The organism is Xanthomonas sacchari (assembly GCF_024266585.1).
Taxonomy (GTDB): domain Bacteria; phylum Pseudomonadota; class Gammaproteobacteria; order Xanthomonadales; family Xanthomonadaceae; genus Xanthomonas_A; species Xanthomonas_A sacchari_C.
Genome location: NZ_CP100647.1, coordinates 3,498,380 through 3,514,463 on the forward strand (window position 1 = coordinate 3,498,380; position 16,084 = coordinate 3,514,463).

Genomic DNA, 16,084 nt, shown 5'->3' on the forward strand with positions numbered 1-16,084 from the left:
CCGTCCCCTCATCCGGCGTTGCGCGCCACCTTCTCCCGAGGGGAGAAGGAATGGGAGTCCGCCTGGGTCTCCCAGCAATGCGGCAGCGACAGTCCCCCACTGTGGGAGGGACTTCAGTCCCGACGCGATGACGGTGAAGCACCGCCGACGCGCGCCGGCTGACGGAAACGCCACACATCCGGCACTGCGGTCGCCCGTACCCTCATCCGGCGCTGCGCGCCACCTTCTCCCGGGGGGAGAAGGAATGGGAGTCCGCCTGGGTCTCCCAGCAATGCGGCAGCGACAGCCCCCCAGCTACTTCTCGCAACCCACCAGCTTCAGCGAATCGCCCGGCTTCAGCGCATAGCCAGGCGCACGCAGGCCATTGGCCTTGGCCAGCTCCTTCAGATCGCAGTCGTGGCGGTCGGAAATCCGGCCCAGGGTGTCGCCCTTGGCCACGCGGTAGCTGCGCACCTGCTTCTGCTTGGGCTTGGCCGGCGCGGGACGGCCGGTGGCGACCGTGGTCGGCACACCGGCGACCGGGCTGACGTCGCCCACCGCGACGTTGCCGGTGAGGTCGGCGGCCGGCGCCGGGCTGCCGCTGCGCACCGCGGCGGTGACGTCGGCGGTGATCAGCGCGCGCGCCAGGTCGGCGCGCGGGCCGCTGACGCAGTAGCGGTTGTACAGGCCGACGATCTTGGTGGTGGCGTTGATGGTCACCCCGGCCGGAATCCAGCCGTCCGCCTCGTAGCGCGGATTGAGGTTGCGCAGCGCGCGCATGTAGCCGTCGCGGGTGCCATCGCTGCCCAGGCAGATGGTCAGTTCGTAGATGGTGGTGGACTTGGCCAGGCGCAGCGTGGCCGGCTGCGCATTGATCTTGGGGAAGGCCACGCCGTACTGCTGCGGGTGCAGGAAGATCCACGCCGCGGCGATCACCATCGGCACGTAGTCCTTGGTCTCGGCCGGGAACTGGTTGTACACCGATGCGTCCCAGAAGCTGCGGCCGGGCATCTGGTTGAACACGCGCGCGGCGCGGCCTTCGCCACCGTTGTAGCCGGCCAGGGCCAACTCGACGCTGCGATTGAGTTCGGCCATGCGCTCGTTGATGTAGACCGCACTCGCCTCGGCGGCGCTGCGCGCGTCGTAGCGGGTATCGAAGCCGGTGCCGTCCGGGCCCAGGCCGAAGCGGCGCCCGGTGGCCGGCATGAACTGCATCAGCCCGGCGGCGCCCACCCGCGAATTGGCGTGCACGCGGCCGTTGGACTCCTTGGCGATGATGCCGAACAGCAGCGCCTCCGGCAGGCCGCGCTTTTCCCATTCCGGCCACATGATCGCGCGCAGGTTCTGATAGTTTTCGTAGCTGCTCATCAGCGCCGGGCGCATGTCGGTGAGCCAGCGGCGGATGCCGGCCTGCACCGCCGGGTTGTACTCCACCATCGAATCGAAGGCGTGGCGCTTGTCGTTGAGCAGGCGCGCGGCACGCGCCGCCTCCGGCACGTCGGCGGCGAGCGGGCTGATGTGGTCCGGATCAGCCTGCAACGGCGCGGAATCGTCGTCGGCGGCATCGGTGTCGCTGGCCTGGCCCTGCGCGTCGGTCTTGGCCTTGAGCAGGCGCTTGTACGCACCCAGGTAGGTGCCGACCTCGCAACCGCGCTGCTTGATGCAGGCCTGGATCACGTCCTCGATGTCCTCCAGCGCGGCATCGCTTTCCTGGGTGCCCTTGGGGTCGCTGTTGCCGACCAGCACCATGGCGTCGTTGTAGCGCTTCTCGGCGGCGGCCAGGCGCTGGTCGAGGACGGCGATGGCGGCCTGGTCGCGGGCGGACACGCGGGCATGGGCGGCAGGAGCGGTGCAGGTCAGCGCCACGGCAGCCGCGACGGGCCACGCGTGGGTGAAGCGGAACGGAAGGGGCATGGTGGGACGCGGCTACGGAAAGGCCGCAGGGTAGCCCCCGCCGTCGCGTCGCGGCAAGGTCGCCGCGGCCACGGTCCGGCCCGCGGCGGGCCAAGGTTCATCGCCGGCGGCCATCCCGCACCGCAACACGCGCCCCGCGTGCGCCAGCCGTTGCCATGCCGAAGCAGGCACGCCACGCCGGTGCCGCCAGCCGCTCCACGCAAGGACCGCACTTGGCGGGCGGCGACAGTGCCTGCACGGTCCCGCGCGCACCCAGCGCAGCGCGCACATGCTCGGCCATGCCGCGGACACTTTAGAATCCAGGCCTCTCTCTGTGGACCCCGTTATGGACCCGATCCTGCTAGGCAAAGGCGTGACCGACGACATCGCGGTGCTGCTGCAACCGCGCCTGGGCAATCGCCACGGCCTGGTCGCCGGCGCCACCGGCACCGGCAAGACCGTGACCCTGATGACCCTGGCCGAAGGCTTTTCGCGGATCGGCGTGCCGGTGTTCCTGGCCGACGTCAAGGGCGACGTGGCCGGGCTGGCGATGCCCGGCGACGGCAGCGAGAAGGTGCTGCAGCGCGCCGCCCAGATCGGTGTGCGCGACTACGCGCCGGCCGCCAACCCGGTGGTGTTCTGGGACCTCTACGGCCAGCTCGGCCACCCGGTGCGCACCACCGTCAGCGAGATGGGCCCCACCCTGCTGGCGCGCGTGCTGGAACTCAACGACACCCAGGCCGGCGTGCTCGACATCGTGTTCAAGCTGGCCGACGACCGCGGCCTGCTGCTGCTCGACCTGGACGACCTGCGCGCACTGCTGGCGCTGGTGGTGGAAGAGCGCAAGGACATCTCCACCGAGTACGGCCTGGTCAGCGCGCAATCGGTGGCCGCGATCCAGCGCGCGCTGCTGCGCCTGGCCCAGGATGGCGGCGAAGGTTTCTTCGGCGAACCGGCACTGGACCTGGCCGAACTGATGCGGGTCGACCACGACGGCCGCGGCGTGATCGGCATCCTCGCCGCCGCGCAGTTGGTGCTCAAACCGCGGCTGTACTCGACCTTCCTGCTGTGGCTGCTGTCGGAACTGTTCGAGCGGCTGCCGGAAGTGGGCGACCTGGACAAGCCCAAGCTGGTGTTCGTGTTCGACGAGGCGCACCTGCTGTTCGACGATGCGCCGCCGGCGCTGGTGCAGCGCATCGAACAGGTGGTGCGGCTGATCCGCTCCAAGGGCGTGGGCGTGTACTTCTGCTCGCAGTTCCCCGACGACGTGCCCGACAGCATCCTCGGCCAGCTCGGCAACCGCGTGCAGCACGCGCTGCGCGCCTACACCCCGCGCGACCAGAAGGCGGTGCGCACCGCCGCCGAGACCTTCGTGGCCAATCCCAAGCTGGACGTGGCCAAGGCCATCTCCCAGCTCGGCACCGGCGAGGCGCTGGTCTCCACGCTGCAGGACAAGGGCGTGCCGGCACCGGTGCAGCAGACCCTGATCGCGCCGCCGCGCTGCCGCATGGGCGCGATCTCCGCGGCCGAGCGCGCGCAGGTGCGCGCCGGCAGCCCGGTCGGCGATCGCTACGACACCCCGGTCAATCGCGAATCGGCCGCGGAACTGCTGGCGCGCCGCGTCGAACGCAGCGCCGACCGGAGCGCCGCGCCGCCGGCGCGCACCCGCGAGCAGGACGAGGCGCAGGACAGCGGCTTCGGCCAGGCGGTCAAGGACGCGGTGTTCGGCACCAAGCGCCGCCAGGGCATGCTGGAGGCGATGGCCAAGCAGACCTCGCGGACCATCGGCAACCGCATCGGCCAGCAGATCGTGCGCGGCATCTTCGGCAGCATCTTCGGCGGCAAGCGCTGAGCGCGACGCACGCCGAGATATCCCGGCCACTGGCTTCGCGCAGGAGCGGCTTCAGCCGCTCCTACGGGATCCGCGCGATCCGGCGCTATCCCAGCAACCCGTGCAGCTTGGCGTACTGCAGCAGCATGATGGTCTTGGCATCGGCGATCGCGCCGCTGTCGATCATCGCCAGCGCCGCATCCAGCGCCAGCTCCAGCACCTCGATCTCCTCGCCCTCGGCGGCCACGCCGCCGCCGGCACCGATCTTGTCGCGGTCCACGTACTCGCCCACGAAGAAGTACAGCCGCTCGGTCACCGAACCCGGGCTCATGAACGCCTCGAACACCTTGCGCACGTTTTCGATCCGGTAGCCGGTCTCCTCCTCGGTCTCCTTGCGGATGCAGGTCTCCGGATCGTCATGGTCGAGCAGCCCGGCGCAGGCTTCGATCAGCATGCCGTCGGGATTGCCGTTGAGCAGGGTCGGCATGCGGAACTGGCGGGTCAGCATCACCGTGCCCTTGGCGCGGCTGTACAGCAGGATGGCCGCGCCGTTGCCGCGGTCGTAGGCCTCGCGGGTGAGCGGCTGCCAGCGGCCGTCCTGACGCTGGAAATCGAAACTGACCTTGCGCAACACATACCAGTTGTCCGACAGCACTTCGATGTGGGTGACGCGCACGCGGGGATTGCCGGAAATGCAGGAGGGGTCCAAGCAAGGCTCCAGGACATGAGGAACACGGTGGGACGGCGGGCACGGCACCTACCGCACATCTCCCGCCGCTCGACCGCGCAGTGTAGCCAGCACGCGTGCGGGCCAGGCGGCCCCGGTTGCGCTTTGCGCAGCCGACCACACTCCCTCGGTGCGGCCATCCGCATCGCGCAGCCGCCCCGCCCGTCTCCCGATTGCGCGCGTCCCGACCGCACTGCACAATCGGTGCACTTCGTAGACAGGGGGAGTCATGGAAGATCGTCGGCGCGTGGGCGCAAGCCGCGCACATCGCAGCACACCCGAACCGTTCTGGGCGCGGACCCGCGCCATCGCGCTGTACCCGCTGCGCGGCGGCGCACTGTACGCGCTGATCGCGCTGACCCTGTGCAGCCTGCTGGGAATGCTGCCCGGCATCGGCTGGATCCTGGGCATCGTCACCACCCTGGCGATCTACAAGTACGCCTTCGAGATCCTGCGGCACACCGCCGACGGCTACCTGGACGCGCCGGAGCGCGGCTTCGACATCGGCGACGGCGTGGTGCTGCGGCTGCTGGCGATGATGATCCTGCTCGGCATGGCGGTGTTCGCCACGCTGATGCTGGCCGGGCCGGTCGGCAGCCTGCTGATGCTGCTGGCGGTGGTGCTGCTGCAGCCGGGCATCCTGATTTCCCTGGCGATGGACGGTAGCCTGCGCCGCGCGCTGAACCCGGCCGTGTCGATCGGCCTGGCGCTGCGCATCGGCTGGCCCTACCTGGCCGCGTTCGGCCTGCTGTTCGTGATCCAGGCCAGCGCGCTGAGCGCCGCCGCCTGGCTGCAGCGCGTCCTGCCGCCGGTAATCGCCGACCTGGCGGTCACCGTGGTGACGATCTGGGGCCTGTTCGCCGCCTTCCACCTGCTGGGCTATCTGGTCTACCAGTATCACGCCGTGCTGGGCTACGAACCGGCCGCCGAGGCGGCCAACGCCGTCGCCCGCCACGACCCGGACCAGCGCGTGCTCGACGAGGCCGAACAACTGGTGCGCGACGGCCACACCGACGATGCGCTGCAGGTGCTGCGCAGCGAGGTACGCAGCCGCGCGGTGAGCCTGGGCGTGCACGAGCTGTACCAGCGCCTGTTGCGCGGCAGCGCGCGCCACGACGAACGCCGCGAACATACCCGCCAGTACATGCACCGGCTGCTGCAGGAAAAGCAGGAACGGCGCGCGCTGGCCTTGCAACGCGAGGCGCTGGATGCCGATCCCGACTTCGTGCCGCTGCTGCCGGAACAGGCCACGCTGCTGGCCGAACGTGCGCAGCTGGCAGGCCAGTTCCGCCTCGCCGCCGACGGCCTGCAGGCCGCGCTGCGCGGCTGGCCGAACGCACCGGAGCGCAGCGCCTGGTCGCTGCAGGCCGCCCTGCTGCTGGCCGAACGCTTCGGCGAGGACGCGCAGGCGCGCCGCCTGCTGGAGGACGCCCTGACCCACTGCGACGACGACCAGCAGCGCGGCAAGCTGCAGGCGGCGTTGCGCGCGGTGACGATCGCGCCGGTCTAGCGCGCGTCCTGCCGTGCGCGGAGCGCGGACGCAGCCACCGCTGCCCCGCGCGCGCCAGGCAGCGCGCTCAGGCGTTGGCGAGCAGGAACCGCGCCTTGTCCGCCGGCGGCAGGTCCGGATAGCGCACGATCAGCGCCTCCAGCACGCGCCGCCACTCCGCTGCGGCCTGGCGCTCGCCGTGGCCCAGCGCGAGCCGGAACCAGGCCTGCGCCTGCTGCTCGCGCGGCGAGACCGCATCCTGCGCCAGCAGCGTCTCGGCTTCGGCCAACAAGCCCAGCGCCATCCAGCGCGCGAACAGCGCCGCATGCGTCGGCGCGTCCAGCGCGCCGGCCGCCGCCAACACCCCCGCCTGCTGCCGTGCCTCCTGCAGCGACGCTGCCGGCAGCCGCAACACGTCCAGCGCCCTGGCCCGCGCCGACGCGGCCTGGCCGGCGTTGGCGGCCACCCGGTAGCGCGCCAGCGCCACATCGAAGCGCTGCGGCGCTTCGGCGGCCAGCGCGTCCAGCAGCGCGCCGGCCTGGAAATGTTCCATCCGCCCCAGATGCCGCTGCGCACGCTCCCAGCGGTCGTCGGCCGGTGCGCCGGCGTCGTCGCGCAGGAACGCCTCGCGGGTCTGCCCGGTCGCCACCAGCGCCGCGCCGAGCAGCGCGCCGACCACCAGCCCGCCGGCATGCGCGTCGAAGCCGATGCCGGCATCGCCGTTGAACAGCAGGTTGTACAGCTCCCAGCCCAGCCACAGCGGCAGCAGCGCGATGGCCGGCGCGCGCACGTAGTCGAACAGCACCGCCGCCCAGTAGAAGAAGCGCACCGGGCGCCGCCCCCAGACCACGCAGAACGCCCCCATCAGCGCAGCGATGGCGCCGGACGCGCCGAGCCCGCCACCGGCCTCGCCCCAACGCCAGCACAGGCTGACCGCGCTGGCCCCGAACGCGCCGAGCAGGTACACCGCCAGGAACCGCCAGCCGCCGATCGCGCCTTCCAGCAGGGTGCCCAGCGCCAGCAGGAACAGCATGTTGCCGATCAGGTGCATGGCGTCGGCATGCAGGAACGCGGAACCGAGCATGCGCGCCGGCGCCCATTCGGAGCTGCGCTGCACATGGCGCAGGGTGAACACGCGCTGCAGCAACGCGTCGTAGCGCGCGCGCAGCGGCGTCCAGGCCTGCTGCGCATCGGCGTCGGCGAAGGCGCTGCCGTTGCGCAGGGCCTGCACGAACCGCACGTCGTGCAAGGTGGCGGCCCCGACGAAGGCCGTCCGCTCGGCCGCCGACACCTGCTGCAGTTTCGCCAGCGCCTCGCGCTGGCCGCTGCGCTCCAGGTAGCGCGCATAGGCCGGCGCTTCCAGCGCGCCGAGTCCGGAGTCGAGGTAGTAGCGCAGCGCCTGCCGCAGCGGCGCCGCGTCGTGGCGCTGCCAGCCCGCGTACACCGCGATGTTGAGCAGGATCAGCAACAGCGTGACCAGCGGAAAATTGTCCCGCGACAGCGGCTTGTGCAGCGGCAGGATCAGCATCGAACGAAGTCTGGGTCCGGGAGGCGGTGCCAGCTTCAGACATCGCCTGCGGGTGCGCAAGCCGCAGCCACGCGCTAGCATCGCCACCCCGCTCCACCGCAGTCGCCCCGATGAGCCGCTGGCGTCCCCCTGCCGAGAAAAGCACCGCCCTGATCACCCCGGAAGGCCACGCCCGGCTCAAGGCCGAACTGGACGAGCTGTGGCGGGTGCGCCGTCCGGAGGTGGTCAAGGCGCTGGCCGCGGCCGCCGCCGAGGGCGACCGTTCGGAGAACGCCGAGTACACCTACCGCAAGAAGCAACTGGGCGAGATCGACCGCCGCGTGCGCTACCTGAGCAAGCGCCTGGAAGCGCTGCGCGTGGTCGCCGAGGCACCGTCCGACCCGCAGGCGGTGTTCTTCGGCGCGCACATCGAGCTGGAGGATGCCGACAGCGGCGAGCTGCGCCGTTACCGCATCGTCGGCCCGGACGAGACCGACGCGGCCCGCGGCTGGATCAGCATCGATTCGCCGCTGGCGCGGGCGCTGCTGAAGAAACGCATCGACGACGAAGTGGAAGCGCAATTGCCCGGCGGCCGCCACAGCTTCGTGGTGGTGGCGGTGGACTACACCACGCCGTAAGCGCGCGGCGCCTGGGCGCCACGCCGGCCGCCGCCTGCGGCCTCAGAGCACCCACAGGTCCAGCGGCCTGGCCGGCGAGGCGGGCGCCGGCAACGCATCGCCGAACAGGTCGTGCTCGTCGCTGTCGGTGATCTCCACCTGCACCAGATCGCCCGGCTTGAGCCCGAGTTCGCCGCCGTTCTGGATATGCACCAGGCCGTCGATCTCCGGCGCATCGGCCTTGGAGCGCGCCACCGCGATGCCGTCCTCGAGCAGGTCGACCAGACACTCCTGCACGCTGCCGATCTTGGCTTCCAGGCGCGCCGCGGAAATCGCCGCCTGCCGCTCCATGAACCGCGCCAACCGCTCCTGCTTGAGTTCTTCCGGCACCGGATCCGGCAGCGCGTTGGCGCTGGCGCCTTCGACCGGCGAATAGGCGAACGCGCCGACGCGATCGAGCTGCGCCGCATCCAGGAACTCCAGCAACTGCTCGAACTCGGCGTCGGTCTCGCCGGGGAAGCCGACGATGAAGGTCGAACGCAGGGTGATCTCCGGGCACAGCGCACGCCAGCGCTGCACGCGCTCCAGGGTGCGCTCGACCGCGCCCGGGCGCTTCATCAGCTTGAGGATGCGCGGGCTGGCGTGCTGGAACGGGATGTCCAGGTACGGCAGCAGCTTGCCCTCGGCCATCAGCGGGATCACGTCGTCCACGTGCGGATACGGATACACGTAGTGCAGGCGCGCCCACGCACCCAGCTCCGACAGGCCCTCGCACAGCGCCTTCATCCGCGTCTGGTAGGCGCGGCCGCGCCATTCGCGCTCCGCGTACTTGATGTCCACACCGTAGGCCGAGGTGTCCTGCGACACCACCAGCAACTCGCGCACCCCGCCCTTGACCAGGCGTTCGGCCTCGCGCAGCACCTCGTCGACCGGGCGCGACACCAGGTCGCCGCGCATCGACGGGATGATGCAGAAGCTGCAGCGGTGATTGCAGCCTTCGGAGATCTTCAGGTAGGCGTAATGCCGCGGCGTCAGCTTGACCCCGATGTCGTCCTCGCTGCTGCCGCGCCCGCGCGGCAGCAGGTCCACGAACGGATCGTGGCGCGGCGGCAGCGCCGCGTGCACCGCTTCCATCACGCTCTGGTAGTCCTGCGGGCCGGACACCGCCAGCACGTCCGGATAGGCCGCGCGGATCTGCTCCGAGCGCTTGCCCAGACAGCCGGTGACGATGACCTTGCCGTTCTCGGCCATGGCCTCGCCGATCGCCTCCATCGACTCGGCGACCGCCGAGTCGATGAAGCCGCAGGTGTTGACCACCACCACGTCGGCCGCGTCGTAGCTGGGCACGATCGCATAGCCCTCCACGCGCAGTTGGGTGAGGATGCGTTCGGAGTCGACAAGGGCCTTCGGACAACCTAGTGACACGAAGCCAACTTTGGGCACCTGACTCTTCAAGAGATCCGCGTAATTCATTGATTTCATTTAACTTTTTACGTCCGCCATGCCGGCATCGAAGGTGGCTGATTGTATTTCTGTTGTGATACCACCCCAAGGCCACACTTATACCGACCTCGAAGATCGCGTCATCTTACCGATGAACGAGCCAACACCTGAAATAGCATGGACTCCCTCCTGTCCACGAGGGCTCGGATTGCAAAAGCTCAGGAAAACAATGGCGAAGTTCCAGCAGATGACCATCGGCGAGCGCATTCGGTGGCTACTGGTGTTCCGACGCCTCACACAGCAAGAGCTGGCGTCAAAGATCGGGATCACGCAAAGCGCAGTCTCGAACATCGTCGGGAGCGCCTCGCGCCAGCCGACCGCGCGGACGCTGCTCAAGATGGCTGATGCCCTGGAATGCTCTGCGGAATTCATCCTGCTGGGCGAAGGTAGCCCCTTCGAGCAGGTCGCGCCCCGCAATGCGCGAGAGACCGAGCTGTTGAGTCTCTACCGGAGCCTCCAATTTACCGAGCAGACCACTCTCATGGTGATCGCGCGGATTCTTGCTCGTTCGGAATAGCTGCTGCGCAGCGAGTTGGGAAAGCGTGCCGGAGCTGCGGTCACCGACGCCAGCGCCAGCGGCAGCGGACACGCCCATAGACGCGGAAACGCATCGCGCAATCAAGCTGACCTGTTCGACGTATCTAACGGGCCTAGCGAGGCCGGTTCTCGCAAACAATCTGAGCAGTCGAGAACATCAACGCCGGCCAGCGAATACTTACCAGTGGCCATTGGCCTCATCCCGGTAAAACTTGAAGTCCGCCGGCAACCTACCGCGAAAGGAACGAAGCCGGTCTAGCCCGGCCTGCAGCCCCAGCTTCTTGCGGACCTTGAAGAGTCGAGGACCGTCAACAATGACCTCGATCTCATCGCCCTCCCGCAACTCCAGTGCCTCGACCAAGCTAACCGGCAGGCGTATAGCCAAGCTGTCACCCCACTTTGCGACTCGCATAGTGAATCAGCACCATGTCTGTACGGATGTGTATTCTGACGCGTCCCCATGCCACGACACCAAGTATCTCTTTTGGCAAGAAAGCACGGTCGCTGACCTGCTATCTGACTCAGGCTACAGCGCAGTGCATGCGTCCGGGCACCCCGTCTTAACGTCACGTAGACCGCCCCGCTTAGACCGGAAAGCTGCCCACGCACAGTCATGCTAGAAATGCCCACGATCGGCGCCTGAGGGGCTGACTTAGGTCCAGCGACCCGCGAGATCGAAGAGAAACGGCCGACGATGGTCAGCCAGCGATGGACTCGTTTCAGCCATCCTCGGCATGTCGGAGCCACTTTACAAGCAGAACGCTATGCGGAAGTAGACATTTGGCTGACTCCGCTATCCCACGCGCCCGAACACCTCGGACAGGCCATGCTCGGAAATCGCAAGGGAACCGGAGCTGTGGCTACAATGCAAAAGCCGGTTCAGGGGGAAGAGTGTGGGGAAGAAAAAAGAGACAGGCAAAGTCATTAAGGTCATGTCCCGGGAAGCGCTCCTCAAGCGCAGAGTCCGGCGACACCTCCATCGTGTCGGCTTCAAGCGCGACGAGCAAGGTAACTTGTACCTACCCGCCGACAGCAAAGAGGCGATCCGCGCAGCGCACCAGTTGCAGCGGGAGGAGCGGTCCGCCAAGCAGAAGGATTTCCTGAAGGCGAAGTTTCCGAAGCTTGCTCCGTACTTCGCGACCGGGGTGGAAATCGATCCAACCCAGGTTCGACCAAGGTTGGAACGCGTGACAAGTGGCACCCTGAAGGCGGACTTATTCAAGCTCGCCTCCTTAACCTGGTCTGTACCGGTCTCGCCCGGATTTGGCCGCCGCCTTCGCTACTTGGTTTGGGACGAGGGCCACGAACGCCTGATGGGCATCCTCGCTATCGGCGATCCGGTCTTCAACCTACGGACTAGGGACGAATACATCGGCTGGACGGGCGAACAGCGCGCCACCCAGTTGATCCACACAATGGACGCGTACGTGCTGGGCGCCGTCCCGCCGTACAACCAGTTGTTGGGTGGAAAGGTCGTGGCGTCCCTGCTGCGCACCCGGGAAATCTACGATGACTTCCTGGCGACCTATGGCGCCCGCAAAGGCGTCATCTCAGGGAAGATTAACCAGGCGCGTCTAGCAGCCATCACGACCACCTCGTCGATGGGGCGTTCCTCGGTCTACAACCGGGTCAATCTCGGCAGGAAGCACTATCTCAAGCCGATCGGGTACTCAAGTGGCTACGGCCATTTCCACATCCCAGATCGGCTGTTTCTTGAACTGCGGGACTACCTGCGCACCAAGGATCACCGGTATGCCGATGGACACAAATTCGGCAAAGGACCGAACTGGAGGATGCGCGTAACCCGGGCGGCGCTCGACATGATCGGTGAGCGTACGAACCTGATGATGCACGGTGTTAAACGCGAGGTCTTCATCTGTGAAATGGCCAGCAACACGGTCGAGTTTCTGAAGGGCGAGGTCGCCGAGCTCGATCTCAGTGACCTGAAGTCAGTCAAGGAGGTGGCCGCGCTTGCCTGCCAACGTTGGCTAATCCCCCGCGCCGACCGGGAAACAGGTTACCGGCAATGGACTCGACAGGATCTGGTTGACTTGGTCTCGAACTCCTCGGGCGTACGCGTCTCGCTCGTCGAGCCGATGAAAAGGAAACAGGCCCGAACCTAACGATGCAACTGCCCGCCTTCCAACAGGAGCTAGAAGCCCGGTTCGGGCAACTTTCCGCGGAATGCACGGAGAATCGGCGCATCTTCGCGCTGGAACACGGATTGAAGATCGACATGGCGGCGCTGTCCGACGCGCTGTCGGAACAACTCGATTACGGCACACCCAACCAGGCCTTCTGGCTGGCTTGGGTCGTGTTCGCCACCGAGGTTGGATACGACTTTGCCGGCAACGAATACTGGCAGACCTTCAATGAGCGATTGCCAGCCTGGCATGCGACGGACACTAACAAGGGCAGAAGCCGAATCCGCATGTGGTTCAGGCGCTTCGCCACCACCTACAACGCCGTCCGACCGTCGGGGACCTGGGCCGAGCAATTCCGCATCATTGCTTGGCCCATCACCCACGCGATACTGCCCAAGGACCTGCAATACCAGTTCGCTCGATCGATCTACCACAACCGCTACCGGATCGCCGCGGACAGTGATCCGCTCGCCATCGGCCGCCTGATACGCCAACTAACTGTCCATCCTTCTTCGCGCTTCCGGGAGTTCTGCGAGCAGGAAGAACTGGTCGGTCGCATTGCGCTGGCCCTGCTAGGCGCGGAGACCGGGCACCTGCCACTTTCGTCCGAGGTGACCCGTCGCATAGTTGCCGACCTTGAGAGCACACAGGAAGCCCGAGAGTGGCTGGAGCAAGCCCGCACGGACATCCGACGGATCCATGGCGCCCAGCGGCAACGATTCTTCGGCCGGGCACCACAGGGTCCTCCCCGGGCAACCGCCCCACCCGGATTCAATCTGCGTCCGACGCTGCTACTAAGCCGGAAGAACGATGCTTGGCATGTTGGCATCCAGATTCCTTCATTTGCCCCGCTGGCGGCCTCCTGCCCGGACGTCGCCCAGCACCTGCAAAAGACACGGGTTCAGATCGAGGGTGGATCGGGCCAATGGCATCCAGCCCAGATCCTCAATATCCCGTCGAAACTCCATGGGCTTCAACGTTGGCCCGCCGACGGCACAGTCCTGCGGTTCAAGGATTCCCTTTCGATCTTCGCCCGCCTAGTACGCGAAGCCACGTTGAGCGAAGGGCCGCTCTGGGTCTGCCGCCTTGGCAACGATGGCTTGGCGCGGGAAGTCCGCTACCACCGCGTCCGGCCAGGCCATAAGTACGTCGTACTCGCGCGCGCCGGCCACGTTTTCCGATCTCATCCAGCCCTTCGCCCCGTCGAACTGCGATGCGAGGGCCTGATAGGTATCCAGTTATCGTTGCCCGCCCACGTGCCTGACGACCTTCGGCGCACGCTGAAGTCGCTCGGCCTGTCGTTCACTTCCACGGTCAGAATCTGGCCGGCGGGGCTACCCGCCGTCTCGTGGGACGGCGAGGGACGGAGCGAATGGCTCACGACCGATATGCCCTGCTTCGGCATCGACGTCGACCACGACGTGGTGGCGGTGGAAGTCGCACTCGATGGCCTATCCTCTCTGTTGATTTCCCGAACAGGCGTGCATGGTCCTTCCTGGGTGCAGTTGCCACCTTTGCCGCCGGGACAACACCGTCTGGCGGTCGAAGTAAAGGATGGTGCGGGACATGCCGACTCGCCCAGTGCATCGCGTGGTGAGGTAATCCTCGAAGTTCGTGATCCGGTGGGCGTCAAAGAAACAATCCAGCAACGAGGTGGCTTGATGGTGATCGCCACGCCCATCGATGCTTCGCTGGAGAGTCTCGAGCGGGGCAAGCTTCGCCTTGAGGTCTACGGCCCCGCCGGCCGCGAGGTGCAACTGTTCCTGGAGGTCGAAGGCAGCGAGACAGATCAGCACCCGTTTTGCAAAGCCATTGTGCCGTCCACGTTGACCGACCTCTGGCACCTTCTACCGCTAGATATTCAGGAGAACCTTGGCGGCAGCAACACCTGCCGCCTCGTCGTGTGCGCTGAGGAAATCGGCACTTTCACACTGCCGCTCGAACGTGAAAGCCGGCCGCTTCGGTGGGTGCTGCACCGATCGAAGCACGCGACCACTATCAGGCTGGTCGACGAAGCCGCACTGGGCACACATGCTTTGTGCCGCATGGCGCCACTGAGCGATCCCTGCACTGCTCAGGACCTGGACTATGAAGATTGTGTCGATGGCATTGAGGTTCCTGCTCCCGGAGCGCTTTTCGTCGTCGCCGGTCGCGACCGACTCGATGCCGTCGTGGTCAGCCAGCCGGGCCAGGGAACGATGACCAATTTTGCCCAATTGGTAGTGGAGCCTCGGCTAGCTGGTTTCGCGACTGCTTCCGAACGCTTGCGCGACGACATCGCTCTGTTGGGATTATGGTCGCGTGCCCGCGTCTTCGGCCCCCTGGGCGCGGCGAGAAAGGACAAGGTGGTGCGCACGATGAATGACGCACTCATCCACCAAGTCTGCGGCCCAGCGTGGATGGACGCCGAACGCCGAATAGGCGATCCGCCATGGGACGATGACGCCATCGCACTGCTGGGAGATGCGATTACCAACCATTGGGAATGGGTGAACTTCCCAGCCAAACTACGTATGTCACATCTGGAAGCCAAGGACATGACGCCGAAGCAGGTCGTGCCCTGGATGCTCAGGATCACAACAGGATTTCGGCTGTGCGCCGACGCTCACCTAGTAGAGCAAATGCTTCGATACTTGACCGATCCAAGTGGCTTCATCGCATCGTCCCGCGACATCTCCACCGATGTCAAGTCGCTCATCGAACATCGCGAGCTCGCCCGCGGCGTTCGCTATCTGCAGATTCTGCTGAAGGGCAAGTCATGGGACTGGAACTGAAATCCCTGACCCGGGAGGCATTGCTGGCCGCCATGGTCCGCCAGTTGGGGCTGGCCAGCGTGGAGTCGCACCCCGACGAGTTGCCTATCGCTCTCGTTGCGAGCGTCCTGCGCCGAATTGCCATCAATACCTGCCCCTGCCCAAGGGAGGCGCTTGTCGGCTGCGCCATCGATTCATTCACAGGATTGGGCGCAACCGAGGCGATCAAGCTGCGCATGCGAGAGACTCTCGACAGCCTCATCGTCATCGGCGATTTGCTGGAACTGGGAGGGTCGATGTCCCTGCCCGGCGTGCTGGCTGATGACTGGCTCTACTGCGCCCCGCCGTCGTTCGTCGTTCGAGATGAGTCCATCCTGCTGCTGGGCATTCAACCGGAAGACCAGGCTTCCCTGCCGACGGCGCTACGAACCCGCGTGGTTCACCAACGCGAGTTGCGCTACATCCGAACCAACGGCGATCAAGACGCTGATGGCATAGCGGCGCAGTTGCGCACGGCCGGCTATCTTGAAATCTCGAAAATCGCATGGACGCGGCCGCCACAAAAGCAGGCCGCCGGTGTATTCCTCGAAGGCACCATCCGCCGATTGCGTGAAGCCAACCACCGTGGCGTTTTGGAGGGTCTCCGGGTATATGCACCTGCCAGCCCGGGCCTGCGTTACGCGTCGCGATTGGGACCACCGACAGGACGCTCGGGCTTCCACGTTGGTCGGCGCCCGCAGGCCTTCGGGGCGCCGCTATGGGTCTTCGTCGAGCTTGAACAAGGCCGTCCAGCCCACTTCCTGGATTTGCCTTGGCGGGGTGGGAAGTTTCGTGGCTGCGATCATGGCTGGCGGATCCTGAGCGCGCTCGACGCCCTCGCCGATCAGCCGCAGACCTACCGCGTGACGCCGATCGATGGCGATCTCGACTGCTACGACTTCTTCTCGCCGTTGCCGTTGTGGATTGAACGCAAGCTCAAGCTTCATGGCGAGAAGGTGCACACCGATGGCGCCCTGTTCGCCTACTTGCTTGACCGGCATGGCGATCACGAGATCGACGATTTGGTGCAGTCCTACATGTGGTTTAAGCAAACCAATTAAAAAA

Annotated in this window: 12 protein-coding genes; 7 read left to right on the forward strand and 5 right to left on the reverse strand. The window is 66.6% G+C overall.

The annotated features are described in order from the left end of the window. Positions 1–294 precede the first annotated feature (294 nt). The gene (locus NKJ47_RS14550; protein WP_254458554.1) at positions 295–1,893 is read right to left on the reverse strand and encodes a transglycosylase SLT domain-containing protein; all 1,599 of its coding nucleotides are present in this window, start codon (positions 1,891–1,893) and stop codon (positions 295–297) included. A gap of 268 nt (positions 1,894–2,161) precedes the next feature. Here NKJ47_RS14550 and NKJ47_RS14555 point away from each other — a divergent pair, with 268 nt between their 5' ends. Continuing rightward, a complete protein-coding gene (locus tag NKJ47_RS14555) occupies positions 2,162–3,724 on the forward strand; it encodes a helicase HerA-like domain-containing protein (protein WP_429002433.1) in 1,563 nt (520 codons plus the stop codon). A gap of 85 nt (positions 3,725–3,809) precedes the next feature. Here NKJ47_RS14555 and nudK read toward each other — a convergent pair whose 3' ends face one another. Beyond that, entirely contained in the window at positions 3,810–4,412 is a 603-nt protein-coding gene (gene nudK / locus NKJ47_RS14560; RefSeq protein WP_254458556.1) for a GDP-mannose pyrophosphatase NudK, read from the reverse strand. Between the two features lie 247 nt (positions 4,413–4,659). On the opposite strand from nudK, the gene NKJ47_RS14565 reads away from it, so the two are divergent. After that, positions 4,660–5,940, forward strand: coding sequence for a hypothetical protein (locus NKJ47_RS14565; protein WP_254458557.1), 1,281 nt, complete (start codon positions 4,660–4,662; stop codon positions 5,938–5,940). Between the two features lie 67 nt (positions 5,941–6,007). Here NKJ47_RS14565 and NKJ47_RS14570 read toward each other — a convergent pair whose 3' ends face one another. Further along, entirely contained in the window at positions 6,008–7,447 is a 1,440-nt protein-coding gene (locus tag NKJ47_RS14570) for a rhomboid family intramembrane serine protease (protein WP_254458558.1), read from the reverse strand. Positions 7,448–7,557: 110 nt separating this feature from the next. Here NKJ47_RS14570 and greB point away from each other — a divergent pair, with 110 nt between their 5' ends. Further along, positions 7,558–8,064, forward strand: a complete 507-nt coding sequence (greB, locus tag NKJ47_RS14575; RefSeq protein ID WP_254458559.1) for a transcription elongation factor GreB — start codon at positions 7,558–7,560, stop codon at positions 8,062–8,064. 42 nt (positions 8,065–8,106) lie between these two features. Here the strand turns inward: greB and rimO are convergent, their stop codons facing one another. After that, positions 8,107–9,516 (reverse strand): 30S ribosomal protein S12 methylthiotransferase RimO, encoded by a 1,410-nt coding sequence (rimO, locus tag NKJ47_RS14580; RefSeq protein ID WP_429002539.1) that lies wholly within the window; start codon positions 9,514–9,516, stop codon positions 8,107–8,109. A gap of 199 nt (positions 9,517–9,715) precedes the next feature. On the opposite strand from rimO, the gene NKJ47_RS14585 reads away from it, so the two are divergent. Then, positions 9,716–10,063 carry a helix-turn-helix domain-containing protein gene (locus NKJ47_RS14585; protein ID WP_254458561.1) on the forward strand — a complete coding sequence of 116 codons (348 nt, stop codon included), beginning with the start codon at positions 9,716–9,718 and terminating at the stop codon, positions 10,061–10,063. Between the two features lie 198 nt (positions 10,064–10,261). Here the strand turns inward: NKJ47_RS14585 and NKJ47_RS14590 are convergent, their stop codons facing one another. Continuing rightward, complete coding sequence (locus NKJ47_RS14590) at positions 10,262–10,495, reverse strand: AbrB/MazE/SpoVT family DNA-binding domain-containing protein (RefSeq protein ID WP_254458562.1); 234 nt, start codon at positions 10,493–10,495, stop codon at positions 10,262–10,264. A 601-nt stretch (positions 10,496–11,096) separates the two neighbouring features. Between NKJ47_RS14590 and NKJ47_RS14595 the strand changes: the two genes are divergently transcribed. From NKJ47_RS14595 to NKJ47_RS14605, 3 genes are read left to right on the forward strand one after another with little or no spacing between them, the layout of a single operon-like run. Then, positions 11,097–12,206, forward strand: coding sequence for a Druantia anti-phage system protein DruA (locus tag NKJ47_RS14595; protein WP_254458563.1), 1,110 nt, complete (start codon positions 11,097–11,099; stop codon positions 12,204–12,206). Positions 12,207–12,208: 2 nt separating this feature from the next. Next, positions 12,209–15,001, forward strand: a complete 2,793-nt coding sequence (locus tag NKJ47_RS14600; protein ID WP_254458564.1) for a hypothetical protein — start codon at positions 12,209–12,211, stop codon at positions 14,999–15,001. Continuing rightward, on the forward strand, positions 14,986–16,080 hold the full coding sequence (locus tag NKJ47_RS14605) for a hypothetical protein (RefSeq protein WP_254458565.1): 1,095 nt from the start codon (positions 14,986–14,988) through the stop codon (positions 16,078–16,080). Before NKJ47_RS14600 ends, NKJ47_RS14605 begins: the two co-directional genes overlap by 16 nt. The last annotated feature ends 4 nt before the right edge of the window (positions 16,081–16,084 follow it).